The following is a 21002-nucleotide window of genomic DNA, read 5'->3' on the forward strand; positions in this document are numbered from 1 at the left end:
TTGCTTGATATTCTTCTATAAATTTTCAACCGCTTTTCTGCGCTTCGACTATAATAGATAGGTATCCATTGCCTATCTATTTTTCATGCAATCACTTTGGCTTATTTTCCAACTTTTATTTTGTTTATGTTTAGGGTTTATTTTAGCCCGCAGAATTCCACAATCCATTGAAAAAATAGCTTTTAAAATACTGCCTTATTTTACCTATATTCTTTTAATTGCGATTGCAATGGAGTTTTCTCAAACAATTCATAATATTGCCAGCCCTGCACAGATTCTCACCAGTTCAATCACAATTGCATTCACCACATCAATGGGTGCATTTTTTTGTTGTTATCTGGTATTTACAGCGATTGGCTACAAACCATCACAAGGTAAAGTTTCTGCTGAATTATTGATGGGTTCATTACTCAACATCAGCTATGCATTTATTGCACTGGCTGTAGGTTATGGCTTAGCAGAGTTGGCCCACCTTTTCCATGTTGCACTGCATGTCAGCACATGGAATTTACTTTTAGTTTACATGTTACTGATCGGCTTGGATCTGGCTTACTCGCCACTGGATCGTTCTTGGTTAAACTGGAAAATTATGCTGGTACCGATTGCCTGCGTGATTGGCTCACTATTGGGTGCTGTTGCGGCATTTTTCTTGATTCAAGACATCAGTATGAAAGATTTAATCATGCTATCGCAAGGTTACGGCTTCTATTCGATGACAGGGATTGTGGTGACTGAATTAAAGAATGCCCATCTGGGAAGTATTGCGTTAATGAACGATTTATTTAGGGAGATTTTTGCCATTTTATTTATGTATATGATTGGATGGCGTTATCCACGTTCAGCAATTTCTTCTGCTGGTGCAACCGCAATGGATGTCATCTTACCTATGGTGAAACAAGCTTGCGGCAATGATTATATTCCACATGCAATGGTCAGTGGTTTTGTTCTGTCGGTATTGGCGCCAATTGCGGTAAGTGTTCTGGCTGCACTTTAAAATTAAGCGCAGAATATCGTACTTTATCTGACGAGATAGTAATACTGATCAATAGAATCACTGGAATAAAAAGTTTTTTAAACTTCTGAAAAAAGACCTAGTAACGCAGATACACTACAGTGTATACACAGCAATTTTTATTATATAAATCAAAGAAATCACCCTCTTGATCAACTGAAAAAGAGGGTTTATTTTTATAGAGTCGCTAAAATATCTTGCAGGGTTTTACTTGGATGTTCAGACTGAGTAATTGGACGACCAATCACTAAATGAGTAGAACCGTCAAGCATGGCCTGCTTAGGCGTTACAATACGCTTTTGATCATCTGCATTTGCACCAGCTGGACGAATCCCTGGTGTTACCAAAGCAAATTCAGCACCCAAATCCTGACGTAACATTTTGGCTTCCTGAGCCGAGCATACCACGCCATCCAAACCACTCTGTTGCGTCAATTTAGCCAGACGTTTCACTTGTTCAAATGGCTCTATGTCTAAACCAATATCACGCAAGTCTTCACGTTCCATTGAAGTAAGTACAGTAACCGCAATCAATTGAGTTTTATAGTTACCTGCTTTTAAGCGTTCTACGCAAGTTTCCATCATTCTACGCCCACCTGAAGCATGGACATTGACCATCCATACGCCCAAATCAGCCGCAGCACAAACTGCCTGCGCAGTTGTGTTCGGAATATCATGAAATTTTAAATCGAGGAATACTTCAAAGCCCTTATCATGTAGTGCTTTCACAACCAGAGGGCCTTCATGGGTAAATAATTCTTTACCGACTTTTAAACGACATAGTGATGGGTCAAGCTGATCAGCAATTGCTAGGGCGTCATATTGGCTTTTTGCATCTAAGGCAACAATAATACTCACGAATCTCAGTTCCATCACATAAATTTGCGCTCATTATAAAGTGATTCACGCCATGTACAAAGCCAGAAAATCGACTTCAGCACAAAACAATCAACTATTCTTAGATCTTGCTTATGATTTATCTCTGCTCTGAGATCAAAATTGCACGTGTGTCTTGCTCCAGTGCTTCAAAAATATGCGCTTGATCTGCTGGATAGGAAATATAGTCCCCTGCTTGAAGTAACTCAGCACTGTCTAATAAACCGACTTTGGCAGAGCCCTGCATAATAATAATATGCTCCACACTGCCAATAGGATGCGGTTTACTGCAACGCGGCTCACCCGGTTGAGTTGTAAGGATATACACGTCTCGTCGTGCATTGGGTGGGCATGTCGCCAACAAAACAGCCTGATAATTTGATATTTCAGAAACAACTGAAGCACCTTCGCCATAACGAATTACTTGTGTGGCTTGAGCTTGTGCTTCCATAAGTTTGGCAAAAGGAATATTTAAAGCCACACAAAGTGCCCATAAAGTTTCTAGACTCGGATTGCCCTGTCCAGATTCAAGTTGTGAAAGTGTGGATTTCGCAATGCCTGCACGTCGAGCAACTTCTCCCAAAGATAATGCAGCACTTTTTCTTTCTTTTTGCAGATTATTTGCAATGATTTCAATTGGTATAGACATTATCCTTCCAAAATACGATCGTTCGATTTGACGAACAATAATAATAAAACTATTATAAAAAATGATCGTTCATTTTATCGAACGATCTTATTACCCTAAGCAAGGCTCATCTCAATGAAGTATAAAGAAATAAAAAATTTACCCAAGCCCCTGATAAAATCAATCGTGATTCTCTGCATCGCAACCGCACTGATCGGGATTTCATTAGGTACGCTTGCAGTCAATTATCAACTGCCGATCTGGATACCTTTACTACTTTCAATCTGTGTCTTGGCTGGTGCTGCCGAGTTTACTTTCATTGGCATGATTGCTGCTGGAAGCAGTCCGATTACAGCTGCGATTGTCGGATTACTGATTAATTTACGACATCTGCCTTTTGGTTTAGCGATTACCCATTTTATAGAAAAAAATAAATTAAAATATTTTGCTACACATATTATGAATGATGAAAGTGTTTTATTTGGTTTAGGCCAATCTTCAAATGAACTAAAACTGAGTGCTTATTGGCTGTGCGGTGTCGGAATTTTATTTGCTTGGCCCATAGGCGTTTTAAGCGGTTATATATTGGGAAGTCATTTAGCTTATGCAAAATTACTGGGTATCGATACGATTTTTCCTGTCGTACTGTTTGCACTTACCTTTAAAGCATTAAAAAGAAAATCTGCTCGAAAATCGGCAATGACTGGTGCAGTCATCAGCCTCGCTACTTTTCCATTTCTACCCTTAGGGATTCCGATACTTATGTCATTATTTGGCTTGCTTGTAGGAAGAAAATAACATGCATCAGCAATTTATCATTTTGATCGGGATCATGCTGCTGGCGATGGGGACTTATCTGATCCGATATGCGGGACTTTCACTCGGCCAATATTTTACGATCACTCAACAACGTGAGCAACTTTTTAATGATGCCGCAACAACTTTACTGTTTTCTATTGCGATTCTCAGCACTTTTTTTGAAGGTGCGGATTGGGCAGACTTAGGCAAAATCATGGGGGTATTGGTAGGCTTATTTCTGATTTGGAAAAACCACTCACTTATCACGACGATTGTAATAGCAATGCTGGTCACCACAATATTCCGCTTTGCTGAATTTTTCTGGTTAGCCCAATAGAATTGTTAAAGCTTACAAAAAGCGTTTTACAACAATCAAAGCGCTTTTTTTAACAGCATAATGCAAGTGACTACGCATGCTTAATTATTGATTGAATATACTGTTTTAATCTCTATGCTTATTTTTATGGATACTTAATCAATCAATCTTAAAGCGCTTAAAATTCATTTTATATTTGATCAATGTGAAGCACGTCATTCACTCCAACAAATAAAAAAATCAAAACACAGTCTTCTATTTATCGTTCTTTATGCTTACAACAGATAAATTCTTTTTCATATATTTAAAAACCTATAAAAACTTAAAACAATATTAAATTAAAATTATATTTTTCTCATTCATTGCATCCATGTTTGCTCTAGAATTTATATTTTAATAAATCTATCTGCGCTATTTCTCAATATATTCTTTATAACTAAACAAACATTACATTATAACTAAACAATCAATCTCTTTGATAAATCAAAAAAGTAATCATATTAAGTGAAGCAAAGTCGCATTAAAAAAACCTTCTGTTTTTAAAAGCAATCTAGGATGAACGCGATTTTATGTTGATTTAAGCATTTAAAAATAATTTACAAATAAGCTAAATAAATATTAAAGAAAATCCTTTAAATTCAATATTATAAAATTTTTTGATGAAAATGATCAATTACAGTGCAGCGTATTAAAATAAAACCCAATATTTAATTAACCATGATAATAAATTATTTTAGAAAATCTTAAAAACATACTCACGCTTAATATAAGCAGATCAAAATAATTTGCTATAATATGACGTTATTCACAAAAAGTGACATTTTTTGTCACTTTTTGGTAAACAGAACCAAATTTTCCTTTAATTAAATAAACATGTTAATTATAAATATACTCTTGTATTTAAATAATAAAAAACAAATCTAAAACAAATAACATTATATTGTGCTTATAAGATAAAAATAATGTGATATTTGTCTCTTTTTTTCATTGTTTTTATTTAGGAAAAATTTATAGTAGCCCTTATTGTTTAGCTCCTAAACACTTCCCCTTTATTAGGAAAGTACCAGTAAAGGGCAAATCAACGCAGTATTGAGAGAAATTCTATGAAAAATATTCAATTGGGTTTAGCGATCATTGGCTTAGGTTTAGCATCTTCAACAGTTTTTGCGGCTGCTGATGGTACAGTAACAGTTACAGGTAAAATCGTTGATCAAACCTGTACAGTTGGTGGTACTGCTGGTAACTACACTGTTGTTTTACCGACTGTAGGTAAATCAACTTTAGCGACAGCGGCGACAACAAATGGCGACACTAAATTTACGATTAATTTAACAGCATGCCCTGTAGGTAATGTGGGTGTTTATTATGACAACACCAATGCAAATATTAATACTGCAGGTCGTCTAAACAACACCGTAACCACTGGCGGTGCAACAAACGTAAATATTCAATTATTAAACTCTGCAAAAGCAGTGATTGACCTAACTAAAGATCGTACAGGTCAAAACATTGTGACTTCAAATGTTGCAACTGCAAACGGTTCTGCAAACCTTGATTTTTATGCACGTTACTATGCAACAGGTGCAACAACTGCTGGTGATGTAAGCACGACTGCAACTTACTATGTTGTATATCAATAATTAAACATTTGGGTCTGTAAGTTTTTTAAACAGGTCTGGTTAATTGTCACATCTTAGCCAGACTTGCATCTCCCCAAGGGTCTTTCAATGAAAAAACCATTTTTTATTTCTAGCTTGTTAATGCTCAGTACTTTGATCACATCCGCGCATGCTGGTATTGTGATTACAGGTACCCGTGTAATTTACCCAAGTGATAAAGAATTTGTATCTGTGCAATTAACCAATGTAGGTGATCAAATTGCATTAGTACAATCATGGGTGGACAGTAAAGACATTATTGCAGATCCAACCACAACCCAAGCCCCATTTATTGTTACCCCTCCGATAACGACGATTGAAGCAGCGAAAGGACAATCTTTACGTGTCATTTTCAATCAAAAACAAAAGCTTGCTACTGATCGAGAAACATTATTTTGGCTTAACGTGCTTGATATCCCTGCCAAGCCAACAGCTGAAGCAAATTATTTACAATTTGCGATACGTAATCGCTTAAAACTGTTTTACCGACCAACTGGCATCAAAATGGAACAGCAACAAGCGTTTCAAAAAGTTGAAGTACAGCGTGTAAACAGCCAACTACAAATCAATAATCCAACACCTTATTACTTAAATTTTGGTAAATCGAATCTGGTTTTAAAAAATGGTACGCCAAGCGAAATTAAAAATCTAAGTTTTATAGAACCGTTTTCAAAACAACAAATTGAGGTCGAAAATTTATCAGACGCTAAGTCCGTACAGCTTTATTTAATCAATGACTACGGCAGTTTATCGACAATAGAGAAACAGTTTTAATCTAAATTATTGGGAGAATTGTGCTTGAAACATTTCACACTTAGGTATAGTGTTTTGGCGCTAAGTCTATATCTATGCAATCAAAATGTTATAGCGCAAGCACCACAATTCGATAATAGTTTTTTATACGGCCAAAATTCTAAAACAATTGATCTTGAAAAGTTTGTTTCAAGCGATAAAGTCGCGCCAAATGATTACATCCTCGATATTTACCTAAATGATCGTTATATCACCCGCTCTATTGTGCATATTTCAGATGATCCTGAATCACCTGAAAAGCAACGTTATTGTATTCCACGCAGTACTGTTAAGCAGCTTGATTTCAATCATAAACTTATCGATTTAGATAAAGTCACTGGTGACTGTATCGATACACGCTTAATGAATCATGTCGTGTTCTGGAAGCTGAATATAGCGGAACAACGCGTGGATGTTTCAAGCCCTCAATCGATGTTAAATGAACGACCATTTGGCTATATAGATCCATCACTTTGGGAAACTGGTGGAAATAGTGCTTTTCTCAAATATTACTACAATTACTATAATTCAGATTATGGTCAGGACAACAAACAAGATTCTAGCTTTCTGAATATTAATTCTGGTATCAATATTGATGATTGGCAATTCCGTCATTCTGGTAGTACTAGTATGGGAGACAGCAATCATTCAGGCCAATATACCAGTTATGAAAACAAGCTTATGCGAGTATTGCCTAGTTTAAAAACTCAGCTTACTCTTGGTGATTTCTATACCAATACCAAAACCATCAATAGTAATTCGAGTATCGCCATTCGTGGGGTACAACTTGCCAGCGATGACAGAATGCTTCCGGTTTCATTGCAAAGTTACGCACCCACAATTTCAGGTTATGCAAAAAGTAATGCTTTAATACGCGTTCGCCAAAATCAACAAATTATTATGGAACGCACTGTTCCTGCCGGCGCATTTAATATTACAGATCTCCAAACACCTGGGACGGGTGGTACATTAAATGTAGATATTATTGAAGCAAATGGTGAAATCCGCAGTTTTGATTTGCCTTATAATAATTTTATTCAATCTATCCGCGCAAAGCAGTATCGTTATCAAATTGCAGCAGGTACTTTTCGTCAAAATAGCAAATCCTATGATGAGAAGTTAATCAATGCATCTTTTGATTATGGATTAAATGATTTTATCTCAGTGAGCAGTTCAGCGCTGGTCAGTGATCATTATCAATCCTATATTCTAGGAACCGCGTTAAATACCAAACTCGGTGGTATCGCTTTAGAAAGTAATTTTGTTAAAGCAGATATTAACCAATCCAACCAAAATTTAGACAGTTCTTTGCTTACGCTGCGCTATAACCTTGCTCTAAACGGTGCAAAAACAAATATCAGTTTAAACAGTACTGTTTATGGAAATGATCAATATTATTCCTTCGATGAAGCCATGCAGAATCGTTATATTCAAAACAACAGTTCTGCATTAGTACTTAATGGTCGGCCCAAGTCATCAAACTATATTCAACTCAGCCAGAACCTAGGTCATCAGTTTGGTGCTGTTTCAGCCAGTTTTTCACAGTATGAATTCTGGCATCAAATCAATACACAAAAATTTTATCAAATTAGCTATAGCAATAGTTATAAAGGCATCAGTTACTATGTGGGTATGCAACATACTCAAAATGATCAATACAAATTAGATAAAGACACTCAATACTTTGTGAATGTGAATATTCCTCTATCGTTTAAAAAGAAAAATAGTAATTTACGCCTAAGTAGTGAAGTCTATCCAGATAATAATGCACTCAATACCAATCAAGTCGGCATATTTGGAAATTTAGGTGAAAATCAGCAGTTCGGCTATAACTTCAATTATTCAAATAGTAAAGATAAAGATATCTTCAGCAGTTCTTTGAGTTATCGAACCAATCCGGTTTACTTAGCATCGACTTATGCAACCGACTTTGACCAACAACGTCAATACTCTTTACAAGCACAAGGTGCAATTGTTGCACATCAACACGGCATTACCTTAGCCAATGATTTAAATGATACTTTTGCAATTATTCATGCCAAAGGTTTAGAGGGAACCAGCCTCTCCAATGGAAATAATATTAAAATTGATCGCTGGGGTAATGCGATTATTCCCTATCTAAATCCTTACCAATACAATAGTATCAACTTAAACCCAAATACAATTCCATTAAATACCGATGTTGATGCAACCCAATTACAAGTTGTACCTAAATCGAACGCAAGTATTTTAGTGGATTTTAAAGCGTTAAAGACCACAAAAGCCTTAATTGAACTTAAACACGCAAATGAAGTGCTCATTCCAATGGGTGCTCAAGTGAAAGATGCTTTGGGTAATGCAGTGACTACAGTAGGACAAGGTCAGCAAATTTTTATGCAAAATATAAATCCTGGACGCTATAGCGTCTCTTGGAGTAATACTGATTCTTGTCAATTCGATATTTCAAAAGAAATATTGCAACAAAGTAAAACTCAAATCCCTTTTGCAAGCTTTAGCCTAAATTGCAAATAAGCACGGAGTAATTTTATGCTGAAATATAAATTGTTATTTATGTTATCTACACTCCCTGCAAGTTTTGCAGTATTTGCAGATTGCAGTGTAGGCAGCAATTTCACCAGCGGCTATAGCATGCCGACGATGAATGCCAGTACCATGAATATCAATAAATATGAAGGGTCATCAGTACAGTCCAATGTATATTCCCGTGAAGTTGCTTCAGCAAATTTTGATATTTTCCGTGTCTACACCGGATGTACTGTTGGCACAAATAGAACCATTTTTGGGAATGTTTTTGCCACCAATGTGACGACCTATGATGCCAATATTTCGCGTTTAAATGCTTACCCAGCTTTAGGGATTAAAGTTGAAATGGGCGATGCACCGGCGAGTGGTACATTAAAAACACTAAATACCACTGAATTAGCAATTTATAGTTATAGTGGTGATACGCATGGTGTAAAAATGAGGGTGACATTATATGTTTTACCTAGAACATCAGCAATGACCTCATACCCCACAACGATCAATGTTTCGAATCTACGAATAGCAACCATCAGTTTAAGACGTGTTAGTGATAATGTTCTTATTCCTGCAAATACACAAATTCCCGTATATTTAAATGCAACAGTCAATATCTCTGAATCCACATGCTCACTGAGTCAAAGTAGCTACACCATTGCACTGCCTGATGTTAGTGTACGAAACTTGGGTTTAGTCGGAAATGAGACCGCATTAAGCTCAAGCAATACAGCAACCCTCAGTATAAATTGTGCAAATTTAAATGATGGCGCAGGTCGTGAAATAAAGGCTTATACCACTGATGCCTTAAATCAATCCAATGCAACAAATATATTAGAGAATCAAGTCGGTGCAGGTTATGCGACCGGTGTAGGTATTCGTTTACGTGATAAAAATAATGCGATAATTAGTCTAGATCCAAACCAATCAAAGAGCACCAACAAATGGACCTTTGGTAATTTAAGCACTGCTCAGCTGATTCAACATGTGATTAAAGCCAATTACGTAAGAACAGCAAATACGGTGACACCTGGTCTGGTCAGATCTCAAGCTTATTTAAATATCGTATATGATTAAAAAATAGCGAATTTATATTCTTTTATTTGTTTGATGATATTGACCAAAGTTTTTGATGTTGAATAGTCGACACCCAACAAAAAAGCGCTTTACACTGATGGTAAAGCGCTTTTTTATCATAATGATTAAAGCGTATTGATATTCTTATTTTCTGGTTGAATATCTAATACTGTCTTTTCATGACGAGCACTTGCGGCAGCTTCAGCAGCGGCCAATTGTGCTGTCTGTATTTGTTCTTTTCGGAGATGATCAATATCTTTACGAAGACGCTTAACTTCCCATGCGTTTTGGAATACACGGAAAACCTGTACACCAAGCAACAATCCAAGAACAATCCCAAGCACTAAAGTTAATAGTAGCAATAACCCTAAACGCATTGCTGGTACTTGAGTAAACAATAAATCTACAGGTAGTTCAGCTGGATTCTGCAAGACTAATGCTAAAGCATAACCAAAGACTACCAGTAGTAATGCAACTAAGAAATAGCGCATACTCACCTCATTCGAATTTTATTAATTAGCAGATTCGTTTACTGCATCACGGAGTGCTTTACCAGGTTTAAAGTGAGGTACAGCTTTTGCTGCAACTTCTACTGATTTACCTGTTTTAGGATTACGACCCACACGTGGCTCACGGTGATGTAAAGCGAAACTACCAAACCCACGAATTTCAATACGGTCATCTGAAGATAATGATGCAATCATTTGATCGATCATAATCTTAACTGCTTCTTCGACTAATGGCTCTGCTAAATGCGGATTTTTAAGAGCAATTCTTTCTATTAAGTCAGACTTATTAAGTGCTTCAGTTGTCATTTAAGACCTCATTAATTTTAATGCTAATTGATATACACCAGATAATATCCTTTTTAAATACAAAAAGGTAGCGCAGTAATCATATACTACGCTACCTTTTACACTATTTGAATAAAAAATATTAATTAATTACATTAAATAATACTTCTTAACAATCACTTAGTGGTTCATCTGTGCTTTGATCAAATCACCAATTGTCTTAGGACCATTGTCTTGACCAGTAGGCGCAGTTGTAGTTTTCAAGTTTGCTACAGCTTCTTTCTCTTCAGCTTCGTCTTTCGCTTTAATCGACAAGTTGATAGAACGTGATTTACGATCTACATTGATGATTTTAGCTTCAACTTCTTGACCAACTTCTAAGAATTTAGTTGCATCTTCAACGCGATCGCGGTTGATTTCAGATGCTTTCAAAGAAGCTTCAATTTCGTCAGCTAACTTAATTGTTGCGCCTTTAGCGTCAACAGCAGTTACTGTACCTTTAACCAACGCACCGCGTTCGTTAGCAGCTAAGAAGTCATTGAACGGGTCGCTGTTCATTTGCTTGATACCAAGACTGATACGGTTGCCTTCAGCATCTACAGACAAGATAACTGCTTCAACTGTATCACCTTTCTTGTAACGACGAATAGCATCTTCGCCTTGTTCGTTCCAAGAAATATCAGACAAGTGAACTAGACCATCGATACCGCCAGGTAAACCGATGAAGATACCGAAGTCAGTGATAGACTTGATCGTACCAGAAACTTTTTCACCTTTGTCGTGTGACTTAGAGAACTCTTCCCATGGGTTCGCACGAGTTTGCTTGATACCCAATGAAATACGACGACGTTCTTCATCAACTTCAAGAACCATAACATCAACTTCATCACCAATCTGAACAACTTTAGATGGGTGGATGTTTTTGTTAGTGTGATCCATTTCTGAAACGTGTACTAAGCCTTCAACGCCTTCAGCGATTTCAGCGAAACAACCGTAGTCAGTTAAGTTTGTAACACGTGCTTTAACGATAGAACCTTTAGGATAACGGTTCATGATCGCTAACCATGGATCTTCGCCTAATTGCTTAAGACCTAAAGATACACGATTACGTTCTTTGTCAAACTTAAGTACTTTAACAGTAACTTCTTGACCCACTTCAACAACTTCTGAAGGGTGTTTGATGCGTTTCCAAGCCATATCTGTGATATGTAGAAGACCATCAATACCGCCAAGGTCAACGAATGCACCGTAATCAGTAAGATTTTTGATCGTACCAGTAACTGTTTGGCCTTCTTCCAATTGAGAAAGAAGCGCTTCACGGTCAGCTGAAGATTCAGCTTCCATTACAGCACGACGAGATACAACAACGTTGTTACGTTTAGCATCAAGTTTGATTACTTTGAATTCTAACTCTTTGCCTTCAAGGTGAGTTGTATCACGAATAGGGCGAGTATCTACCAATGAACCTGGTAAGAATGCACGAACTGGACCGATGTCAACAGTGAAACCGCCTTTAACCTTACCAGAAATAACACCAGTAACGATTTCGCCGTCTTCAAAGATTTTTTCAAGTTTAGTCCAAGTTTCAGCACGTTTCGCTTTTTCACGTGATAAAACTGTTTGACCCATACCGTTGTCAAGCGCTTCAACAACAACATCAACTTCATCGCCAACTTGAACTTCAAGTTCGCGTTGTTCGTTTAAGAATTCTGAACGTGCAACAACACCTTCAGATTTAAGGCCAGTGTCAACAGTAACCCAGTCAGAGTCGATGCTAACAACGATACCTTTAATAACGGCACCTTTGTCGATATTGAGAGTTGATTCGCTTTCTTCAAAGAGGGCTGCAAAAGATTCGGTCATGATATACCTAGTAAAGTCAACGGTCTTGGATCAGACAAGGCCGGTTTAGTTAAGCCATCCACATAGTCCGTATAAACTGATCAAGCTATGCTTTGGCTAATATTTGGTTAAATATTCTTTATTTAGCTAAATGTAACTCGACATAATCAGTCATCAGTTTAAACACTTCATCGATGTTCATTTCTGAGCTATCAATGATATAAGCGTCTTCTGCTGGCTTGAGTGGAGCGACTGTGCGTTCCATATCTCTTTTATCTCGAGCTTGTATATTTGCTAAAATGTCGCTTATTTTAACATCCAGCCCCATTCCCTGCAACTGTTTTACACGACGCTCTGCACGGGACTCAGCTGAGGCAGTGAGATAAATCTTCGCTTGTGCTTGTGGAAAAATAGAAGTACCCATATCACGCCCATCGGCAACCAAGCCAGGCAACTGGGCAAAAGCATGTTGTCGATCTACCAATGCCGCTCTAAGCGCAGGAATTGCTGCGACTTTTGAAGCAAATTCACCAACGCGTTCAGTACGAATCGTTTGTGAGACATCTTCACCATCCAACAAAATCATGATTCCGTTGTCAGCACTCTTAAATACGATATCTAAATTTGTTGCAATCGTCACACTTTGTTGCAATACAGATTCAGTGTCTAATGCGTCCAACAATTCTTTTTGATGCAATGACAATCCAAGCAAACGATACAGCGCACCAGAGTCTAATAAATGGAATTGATAGTGATGCGCAAGCTTTGCTGCAAGTGTTCCTTTACCAGAACCACTTGGCCCATCGATTGTGATAATTTGAATTGTCATTGAATTTCCAATTAAGCTACAGACTTAGCAAGTTTCTTAAATCCAAGTGTAATCGCTAGTTTAAGCTGTGCAAGTATTAATTTACTCACAAATGGTGCACGTGCTTGTAATTCGATCGTATAGTCAACACGGGTTTTATTTGCAGCAAGCGCTGTAAACTCAATAATTCCAATATGATGTTTAATCAATGGATTGTTAATTAACTTATATTCAATACGTTTATTGACATCCAGATGCGTAATTTGCTCTTGAATCGGCTTGATCGGACCAAACCCCATACGACGGATAGAACCCAATCCATCTGGGCGTTCAGGATCAGCAGCATCTTTTACCCGTACAACTTGAATGGGAGCAAAAGCCACATTATAGGTTGAATGTTTTGATAACAAGTCAAAGACCTGATCGATTGGTGCATTAAACTCTTGTTTTACTTGAATAGAATTCATTGTTATACCCTTTTAAACTTTAACTATATTTTTAAACCCTTATTTTGACAATTTTCATTGTCACTAAAATCTTGTGTATTCTAGATCATTTTAATGAGTCATTTAAGGTCTTTTGTTGTAACTTTAATTGTTTTTTTTGCTCACGGCGCATTTTAAAAAAATCAGACAGTTGGCTTGAGCACTGCGTTTGTAAACAACCACCTTCATACTGAAATATATGATTGTAATAGCCAATCTCTAACAGTTGACGACTACTGATGAGTGAACCCGCTTTAGGTTCGGTCGCGCCAAAAACTACACGTTTGATTCTTGCATGGATTAATGCACCGACACACATGGTGCAAGGTTCAAGTGTGACATATAAAGTGGCGTCTTCTGGTAGGCGATAATTTTCAATCTTTTGACACGCATTGCGCAGTGCCTGAATTTCCGCATGGGCTGTTGGATCATGCTGAGCAATCGGTTGATTATAACCTTCACCGATGACTTGCCCCTGACTTACAATCACAGCTCCTACTGGAATTTCACCGATAGATGCAGCAAATGCAGCTTGCTCTAAAGCCAGCTGCATCCATTGTTGATCTATGTAGTGTTGAGTTTCTTCAGTCATACGACCTTAAATAATACCGTACTGACTTAGCAGCGTATTCCAACTGTCAATTGTTGTTACAGGTGGGTTTTTCGCAAGGATTCCACGCAATGTTCGCGACTCAACCTGTTCCCACTCTGGTGATAAATCTTTATCCACCAAACGTGCGCGTACACCTTCAACAAAATCAGGATGACGAATTTTCCAATCAGAAATTTGTTTTTCTAACTCAAAAACCTCAGACCACGGATGAACTTGACGTCCCCACTGCCATAACAACCAAGTAATCGCAGCAGTACTTGGTGAACCTTTTTGTAGATTCTCACTGGCTTGACGCAACCAATCACTACGCGCATCACTTAGACCAATAATCGCTTCATAATCATGTTCAAAGTTTACACCACGACAAACACTATGAATCACATCCAAAGAGTTTTGCAATGGTCCAGGTGAAACAGGACGATGTAAACTATTTAAGGTGTCATCTAAAGCACGGAAATCGCCAGCAGGATAATGATCCCAATCGATATCAATCAGTTTCTGTAAAACCACATCACGTTGGGCATCACAAATATGGGTTGCCCAACCAATCCCATAACCACCTGCTGCAGTCATGATCGATCCAGTTAAACCCGTAAATAAACCAATCGGACCACGATCTGCTAAGAAACGTGTAGCACCTACATCTGGGTATAGACCGATATTCACTTCAGGCATAGCAAGACGCGAATACGGTGTAACTAAACGGAAAGGCGCTGCCATGAATAAGCCTAAGCCACCACCCATGACATAACCTTCACCCCAAACCACTACAGGTTTAGCATAATTATGCAACAGTAAATCTAAAGCATATTCGGTTTCAAAAAACTTATTGGCTGTTTCAACTTCATTGTTGATCACCAATTGACGCAGTTTACGAACGTCACCGCCTGCACAAAAAGCTTTAGGCGTGGTTGAATCTAACCAAATTGCTTTAACTGAGTCATCATGATGAAAATCCTCAAACAGCTTCAATAATGCCGCAACGATAGATTCATCAAGTGCATGAAGCGACTTAGGACGATTTAAGCGAATAATTCGCCATCCCTTTTTCGCTTCTTCGATAATCAGATCTGGGTGATAATTATTTATTTCGGGAGAGTTTGTCATGCGTCCAGCTGCCAGTCGATTGGCTCAATGCCATATTGTTTCAGATAATTATTTGTTTTTGAAAAAACCTTACAACCAAAAAAGCCACCACGATTTGCTGCCAATGGAGATGGGTGCGCAGCTTTTAATACCAGATGCTTCGTTTGGTCTATACGTTGTCCTTTTTTCTGAGCATATGCGCCCCAAAGTATAAATACAATGTGCTCTCTATGCTCATTCAACACATCAATTACATGATCTGTAAAATTTTCCCAACCGCGTTTTTGATGTGATGTTGGTTGCCCAGCTTCCACTGTCAACACACTATTTAAAAGCAATACACCCTGTTGAGCCCATTTGGTGAGATCACCATGTCGGGATACAGGTACAGCTAAATCTGTATTTAATTCATGAAAGATATTACGTAAAGACGGAGGCAATGCAACGCCTTTTTGTACGGAAAAACTCAACCCATGCGCTTGATCAGGACCGTGATAAGGATCTTGTCCTAAAATCACCACCTTTACATGATTCAATGGCGTTGTGTCTAATGCATTGAAAATAAGTGAGCTCGGTGGGTAAATGGTTTTATTTGCATTTTTTTCAGCAACTAAAAAAGAACGCAAATCATCCATTTGCTGACTCAAAAGAAACTCAGCTAAACCTTCTTTCCAACTTTGATCTAACCGAACTTGATTTAATTTTGTTTGTTCGAGTTCAGATAATTGCATCAACTTTCATCCTAAATTTCATTTTCCTAAAAATTTATTTGTCCTAAAGATGGATTTCACTCAAAAATCATCATTTAAATTTTAACCTGTAAATCCACTTCAGGGTTTTGAAACGGAATACCCTGTTTCAATTTTTCATACATTTCTGGGTCAGACCATTCAGATGTGACCTGCTCAGAAAAAATAATTTTATCCAGACTCAACAGCCCCATCTGAGCATTTTCAATATCTTCTTGAAAACTTTGCGCATAACCTGTATCGGTTTCATGCACAATCACAGAATAGACTTCAACATCCCCTTCCCCATTTTGGGTAATGGTTGATTTTAAAATCTGTTGCGCGAGAAAAAAGAATATCCGTGAAAACTGTTCAGCCGATGGAGAAACTGGCAAAGCCACCCAACGAGCACTAAAAGTTTTACACGCCTGAATATATTCAGGGTTGTCTTCTTGCCAAAAACAGATCGCATGGTCAAAACTGTCGAAAATTTCTTTGATTACACCTTTAAGCAAGCCAAAGTCATATACCATTTGACCATGATCAAGTTTTGAAGCTTTAAGTAGTAATTCAACTTTATAGCTGTGCCCGTGTATAGACCGTTTGCAACGATCTGACGTGCAATTCCGCACAATATGTGCATTTTCAAACTTAAATAACTTACGAATTAACATGAGCCAAATTTTATAAACAAATCGGTAAAGAATCTCGATTATAAAGCAAAACTCGAACCCTGAGCATTAATTTTCACGTTGATTGCAATTAGCCAAAAGGATGATCTGCTTTTTTAGGCCTATTTAGCTTATCGAATCATGTTTACTCAATCAACCAACCTTTTAACTACCTTTTATAGTTATTTAAAATCATATAGTTAAAAAAAAATTCACTGAAATTTTCAAAATGGTGCAAGGCTACGCGAATAAACATAAACTTGTGATTTATCATTACGCATAAAGCGTGTAGTAAATTGACGCTTGCGATTGCTTAAAGATACTTCGATCTTGGCTTTAAAATAACTGGATGTTACTCCAAAAATCTTGTCTGCCTCGGTTTTGCTTGCAGCTTCCAAGCTGTCAAATGGTGCGATTTTCATTAGCTCGCCCACATTGGCAAAATGCTCAAGTTTTTCTTGTCGCGCTTTTAAAGCTGTTTGTACGCTATTTACGTCTAGTTTCTCATCCATGGCTGCCAAAACCATTGCAGGTGCAGTATTGACATTAATTTTTGTGGCAATATCAGGCAGTGCCGATATATAGGGTGCAATTAAATCATACTTCTTTTCTTCAAAACCACGTACTTGTTTAAGTTCTTCAACACTGGAAAATTTCCGATTTGCAGCCAAATATGGTTTAGGCAAACCCTGATAATAACTTGTTTCAGCGCCGTATGAACCTATGGTTTCATTGTCTGGATCTTGCCAATCAATCACTGCTTGAACAGCATCAGCAGGTAAACCGACACGAACCAAAAGCTTAGAAAAATATTTCTGTGCCGCGTCGTTGGGCTTACCTTCATTGGTTAATAAACTGTTTAAATTGAATTTACCTGACTCATCTTCCAACACACCTGTGACATATCCATCTTCAACCGGAAATGCTGGCATCGGTTTTGCCCAAGTTTCTTGTAAGTAATCTGCCTCTTTGCTGTTTTCGCTGTCTTGTACCAATATCTCAGAATAAAATGCTTCCGCACTCTTTGCATAAAAAAGTGCTTGGCTTTGCCGTTTTAAAAACCCTGTACTTTCATTGGTGTAATTTTGACGTTTAGCAATCGTCGCAGCAATGATGGTTGCCAAAGCGACCATCACTAAAATCGTAATTAATGCGATACCTTTTTGCTGCTTTAATTGCATGAATGATTTACCTAAATTTATTGATCCGCATCTACCACAATACTGATTTAATTATCTGCGCCGTTATTGATCAGATAGTCAGAATCGAGCAAACTAAAAATCCATTCATATTCTATATCACGAATCGTGACTTTAATTTTAATCCCACGCGGCAATTGCCTATCATTTTTAATCATATCATTTGGCCAACGATCTAATTCTGTTGGATTTAAAACATCAATACGATACTGATCCACATCTGCCAATAACACACTCGACAAGGGCTGTTCTGAATTATTTCGATTTAAATTTGAATATTTTAACCGATAAAGTTTTTTCTCTTGCGCATTGTAAACATATTCAATTCGTTCATAGGGTGACAACCCCTGTTTAAGCGGGTCGGTTACACCTGTTTTACTGAAAGAAAGTTTTTGATTATCTAAACCCAAAGCAGGTTCCATTTCCTCACCACTTCTTGCAGAAATAGGAACAATCTGTAAGGTATCACGCTGAATCTGTTGATACGCACCTTGTAATTGACCTAAATTTTCCTCATGTATGACATTACGATCTTTAACTTTAATCAGGTAGTCAAATATTTTCCAGCCCAATGCTGACAAAACAGCAAAGATTGCTATGGCCACCAAAAGTTCAATTAAGGTAAAGCCTGTGCTTTTCTGTGCATACACAGTTTGATTGTTTTTATGCTTGATTAGATTCATCATTATTTTTCTTTGATCGGATAATTAAAGAACACCATATTGGTAATCCCTGCTTCTACTTTACCCGTATCAGGATTAAAAAGGCTCACTTGCACATCTATTTTTTGTACATTTGGGCTCAGTGTAGATTCTGCTTTTTTATCTACCTGCCAAGTTTCACCTTGTGTGGTGACCTGTTTGGATGACGTTCCTGACAGCCATTCACGATTAATCATCATCATTGAGATTTCATTCTGTGCAACAAACTGAGCCTTAGTTCGTAAAATCGCATTGGCTGTCGACTGCGTATATTGCATCGCGACTTTGGTCAAAGCCATTGCTGCGACTGCAAAAATCGCCAAAGCCACAACCACCTCAATTAAAGTAAAGCCTTTATTTTTCTTCATCTACTTTACCCAAATAATCAACTCGAATTACCCCACCCACTGGCTTTTGCTGATAATACATTTGAATTGTGACAGGTTTGACCTCACCATTTCCAAACCAAATCAATTTAGGTGCATTATTCCCCAAGAGTTCTGAGTTATTTGCATTTTGGAATTGATGATCTTCCGTTTCAATAGAAAATGAAACGTATTCTGGCAACGCTCTTTTAGGAAAGTCTGTCACTTCTTTCCATGGTTTATTGTCAACCACTCGGATACGTTGCTCAGCGTCTTCTTTGACTGGAATATATTCAATAACACCATACTGTGCAGCTGCAACATCCGTAGCATTGTGTAAATCGAGTGCATAAATACGCGCTTGATCATTGGCTTCACGATTAATCTGCTTTAAATCGAGCAATAACATCTCACGTGCTTGCATAGCTTTACGCTGATCTACGCCATCAATATTTAAAATGATCAATGAGGCAATAATACTGATGATGACGATCACCACCATCACCTCAATTAAGGTAAAACCTCGCATTTTTTGAGATGATCGTAGATTTTTCATTGCAGCTAAGCCACCTGTTCTGAGGCTTGTGGATGTTTTGGCACAGCCAATGCCTGATCAATCAATGCGACACGTAAGGTATCTCGACAACCTAAATAACGCTGATAGAAGCTGGAATTCAGTATCGCTGCTCCACCATGCGTAATTGACCAAATCGAAGCCAAATAATCACGTACCGACATCAAACTTTGAATCGATTCTAGATAGCTTTCTGTCATGCGAATAATGATACGTAAACGTTGTTTACGTACTTGATAGAGTTCACTAAATAAATGATGGATGCCTTGTCCAGTGGTGGATAATCGCTCTTCGATCTGATGGAATAACACTGCACGTTCAGGATGATGTAAATGGTGCAACATAAAAAAAGCCAAATGCTCAGGGAAAGCTTTTTCAGTATCACGTACCATTTCAAGTAGCATACGTTCATTACGAATGATGAGCAGTATATACAACTCATCCTTACTCTGAAAATGCTTATAAAGTGTTCCCTTGGCTAGATCTAATTCTGCAGCTAGGGCATCCAATGTCATCCCTGCTTCACCATTTTCTAAAAGCAGTTGTTCAGCAACCTGAAAAATCAATGCTTCTCTTGCTCTAAACTGAGCCTGTCGATCCATCTTCACCCGATAAACTCTCTTGTTAATTCTATCCGTTAATAAATTGACGCACTTCTATTGATTGCTTTTTAAATCAGTGCTTTTCAATCACTTTTGTTGAAGCAGATTTTCAAAATTTTGTGTGGTAATGAAAGCAATCTCTTCAAGCGTTTTATCATATACATCACTCAGCGCTTTGGCTACATAAGGAACGTATTTTGGTTCATTCGGTTTTCCACGATAAGGCATCGGTGCCAAATAAGGACTATCCGTTTCAATCAACAAGCGATCTAAAGGCACTTGCTTAGCAACATCTCTTAAATCTTGCGCATTTTTAAATGAAACAATTCCAGAGAAGGAAATATAGTAGCCACAATCTAAAACGGCCTTTGCAGTCTCCCAATCTTCTGTAAAACAATGCAAAATACCATGTGTTGATTTTTCAGCCCGAATAATATCTACGGTTTCATGCTTTGCTGAACGGGTATGCACAACTACAGGTTTTTTAAGCTGTTGCGATGCGTAAATATGTCGTGCAAAACAGGCTTTTTGTTCAGCAATAAATTCAGTACTATGAAAATAATCCAAGCCTGTTTCACCCAAGGCCCAAACTTTTTCAGCTTGCGCCAGTTCAACCAGTTTTTCAACACTTGCACGTTGCATCACAGCTGGATCTTCACATGGGTGTACACCGACACTATAGCCCACATCTGAATGTCTTGCGGCAATTTCTGCAAGTGCGATATGGTCATCCAAATCTACAGAAATCCCCATAAACTTGGACACACCAGCATCTCTTGCTTGTTGTAATGCGGCATCGAGATCCCCAGCATAAGGTTCAAGATTTAACATGGTTAAATGGCAATGCGTATCAACAAACAC

At 37.7% G+C, this 21002-nt stretch carries 24 protein-coding genes; 7 read left to right on the forward strand and 17 right to left on the reverse strand.

All coding sequences use genetic code 11. The features are described from left to right. The first annotated feature begins 85 nt into the window (after nucleotides 1–85). The gene (locus L3V46_RS11205; protein ID WP_239045720.1) at nucleotides 86–994 is read left to right on the forward strand and encodes a lysine exporter LysO family protein; all 909 of its coding nucleotides are present in this window, start codon (nucleotides 86–88) and stop codon (nucleotides 992–994) included. Between the two features lie 194 nt (nucleotides 995–1188). Here the strand turns inward: L3V46_RS11205 and pyrF are convergent, their stop codons facing one another. Together pyrF and L3V46_RS11215 are read right to left on the reverse strand one after the other, a co-directional pair. Then, nucleotides 1189–1884, reverse strand: a complete 696-nt coding sequence (pyrF, locus tag L3V46_RS11210) for an orotidine-5'-phosphate decarboxylase (RefSeq protein ID WP_004821273.1) — start codon at nucleotides 1882–1884, stop codon at nucleotides 1189–1191. 103 nt (nucleotides 1885–1987) lie between these two features. Beyond that, nucleotides 1988–2536 carry an XRE family transcriptional regulator gene (locus tag L3V46_RS11215; protein WP_034610234.1) on the reverse strand — a complete coding sequence of 183 codons (549 nt, stop codon included), beginning with the start codon at nucleotides 2534–2536 and terminating at the stop codon, nucleotides 1988–1990. 114 nt (nucleotides 2537–2650) lie between these two features. Here L3V46_RS11215 and L3V46_RS11220 point away from each other — a divergent pair, with 114 nt between their 5' ends. From L3V46_RS11220 to L3V46_RS11245, 6 genes are all read left to right on the forward strand, one after another. Then, nucleotides 2651–3313: an AzlC family ABC transporter permease gene (locus L3V46_RS11220; RefSeq protein ID WP_239045721.1), complete on the forward strand. Its 663-nt coding sequence runs from the start codon at nucleotides 2651–2653 to the stop codon at nucleotides 3311–3313. 1 nt (nucleotide 3314) lies between these two features. Continuing rightward, nucleotides 3315–3650 (forward strand): AzlD domain-containing protein, encoded by a 336-nt coding sequence (locus L3V46_RS11225; RefSeq protein ID WP_034610229.1) that lies wholly within the window; start codon nucleotides 3315–3317, stop codon nucleotides 3648–3650. Between the two features lie 1082 nt (nucleotides 3651–4732). Continuing rightward, entirely contained in the window at nucleotides 4733–5269 is a 537-nt protein-coding gene (locus tag L3V46_RS11230; RefSeq protein WP_004821263.1) for a fimbrial protein, read from the forward strand. An 87-nt stretch (nucleotides 5270–5356) separates the two neighbouring features. After that, the gene (locus tag L3V46_RS11235; protein ID WP_239045722.1) at nucleotides 5357–6061 is read left to right on the forward strand and encodes a molecular chaperone; all 705 of its coding nucleotides are present in this window, start codon (nucleotides 5357–5359) and stop codon (nucleotides 6059–6061) included. Nucleotides 6062–6085: 24 nt separating this feature from the next. Then, on the forward strand, nucleotides 6086–8590 hold the full coding sequence (locus tag L3V46_RS11240) for a fimbria/pilus outer membrane usher protein (RefSeq protein ID WP_239045723.1): 2505 nt from the start codon (nucleotides 6086–6088) through the stop codon (nucleotides 8588–8590). Nucleotides 8591–8605: 15 nt separating this feature from the next. Then, entirely contained in the window at nucleotides 8606–9673 is a 1068-nt protein-coding gene (locus L3V46_RS11245; protein ID WP_239045724.1) for a fimbrial protein, read from the forward strand. 125 nt (nucleotides 9674–9798) lie between these two features. Here L3V46_RS11245 and L3V46_RS11250 read toward each other — a convergent pair whose 3' ends face one another. The 15 genes from L3V46_RS11250 to L3V46_RS11320 form a co-directional block, all read right to left on the reverse strand. After that, nucleotides 9799–10164: a lipopolysaccharide assembly protein LapA domain-containing protein gene (locus L3V46_RS11250; RefSeq protein ID WP_004821255.1), complete on the reverse strand. Its 366-nt coding sequence runs from the start codon at nucleotides 10162–10164 to the stop codon at nucleotides 9799–9801. A 21-nt stretch (nucleotides 10165–10185) separates the two neighbouring features. Beyond that, complete coding sequence (locus tag L3V46_RS11255) at nucleotides 10186–10488, reverse strand: integration host factor subunit beta (RefSeq protein ID WP_004720793.1); 303 nt, start codon at nucleotides 10486–10488, stop codon at nucleotides 10186–10188. Nucleotides 10489–10647: 159 nt separating this feature from the next. Continuing rightward, nucleotides 10648–12330, reverse strand: coding sequence for a 30S ribosomal protein S1 (gene rpsA / locus L3V46_RS11260; RefSeq protein WP_239045725.1), 1683 nt, complete (start codon nucleotides 12328–12330; stop codon nucleotides 10648–10650). 118 nt (nucleotides 12331–12448) lie between these two features. Next, a complete protein-coding gene (cmk, locus tag L3V46_RS11265; protein ID WP_004821249.1) occupies nucleotides 12449–13138 on the reverse strand; it encodes a (d)CMP kinase in 690 nt (229 codons plus the stop codon). A gap of 11 nt (nucleotides 13139–13149) precedes the next feature. After that, complete coding sequence (locus L3V46_RS11270) at nucleotides 13150–13584, reverse strand: SRPBCC family protein (protein ID WP_004821248.1); 435 nt, start codon at nucleotides 13582–13584, stop codon at nucleotides 13150–13152. A gap of 85 nt (nucleotides 13585–13669) precedes the next feature. Further along, a complete protein-coding gene (gene tadA, locus L3V46_RS11275) occupies nucleotides 13670–14194 on the reverse strand; it encodes a tRNA adenosine(34) deaminase TadA (RefSeq protein ID WP_239045726.1) in 525 nt (174 codons plus the stop codon). 6 nt (nucleotides 14195–14200) lie between these two features. Beyond that, a complete protein-coding gene (locus L3V46_RS11280) occupies nucleotides 14201–15322 on the reverse strand; it encodes an enoyl-CoA hydratase/isomerase family protein (protein ID WP_034610216.1) in 1122 nt (373 codons plus the stop codon). After that, complete coding sequence (gene ung, locus L3V46_RS11285; RefSeq protein WP_004821244.1) at nucleotides 15319–16032, reverse strand: uracil-DNA glycosylase; 714 nt, start codon at nucleotides 16030–16032, stop codon at nucleotides 15319–15321. Before ung ends, L3V46_RS11280 begins: the two co-directional genes overlap by 4 nt. A gap of 74 nt (nucleotides 16033–16106) precedes the next feature. After that, nucleotides 16107–16703, reverse strand: a complete 597-nt coding sequence (locus L3V46_RS11290; RefSeq protein ID WP_004821241.1) for a 6-carboxytetrahydropterin synthase — start codon at nucleotides 16701–16703, stop codon at nucleotides 16107–16109. Nucleotides 16704–16924: 221 nt separating this feature from the next. Further along, a complete protein-coding gene (gene gspK / locus L3V46_RS11295; protein ID WP_004821240.1) occupies nucleotides 16925–17881 on the reverse strand; it encodes a type II secretion system minor pseudopilin GspK in 957 nt (318 codons plus the stop codon). A 47-nt stretch (nucleotides 17882–17928) separates the two neighbouring features. After that, nucleotides 17929–18585, reverse strand: coding sequence for a type II secretion system minor pseudopilin GspJ (gspJ, locus tag L3V46_RS11300; RefSeq protein WP_239045727.1), 657 nt, complete (start codon nucleotides 18583–18585; stop codon nucleotides 17929–17931). Beyond that, nucleotides 18585–18968, reverse strand: coding sequence for a type II secretion system minor pseudopilin GspI (gene gspI / locus L3V46_RS11305; RefSeq protein WP_004821236.1), 384 nt, complete (start codon nucleotides 18966–18968; stop codon nucleotides 18585–18587). The genes gspJ and gspI overlap by 1 nt, the downstream gene beginning before the upstream one ends. After that, on the reverse strand, nucleotides 18955–19521 hold the full coding sequence (locus tag L3V46_RS11310) for a prepilin-type N-terminal cleavage/methylation domain-containing protein (protein WP_004720822.1): 567 nt from the start codon (nucleotides 19519–19521) through the stop codon (nucleotides 18955–18957). The genes gspI and L3V46_RS11310 overlap by 14 nt, the downstream gene beginning before the upstream one ends. Nucleotides 19522–19526: 5 nt before the next feature. Next, the gene (locus L3V46_RS11315) at nucleotides 19527–20141 is read right to left on the reverse strand and encodes a TetR/AcrR family transcriptional regulator (RefSeq protein WP_004821232.1); all 615 of its coding nucleotides are present in this window, start codon (nucleotides 20139–20141) and stop codon (nucleotides 19527–19529) included. A gap of 87 nt (nucleotides 20142–20228) precedes the next feature. Further along, nucleotides 20229–21002 carry a TatD family hydrolase gene (locus tag L3V46_RS11320; protein WP_239045728.1) on the reverse strand — a complete coding sequence of 258 codons (774 nt, stop codon included), beginning with the start codon at nucleotides 21000–21002 and terminating at the stop codon, nucleotides 20229–20231.

This window comes from Acinetobacter sp. AG3 (assembly GCF_022343575.1).
Lineage (GTDB): Bacteria > Pseudomonadota > Gammaproteobacteria > Pseudomonadales > Moraxellaceae > Acinetobacter > Acinetobacter guillouiae.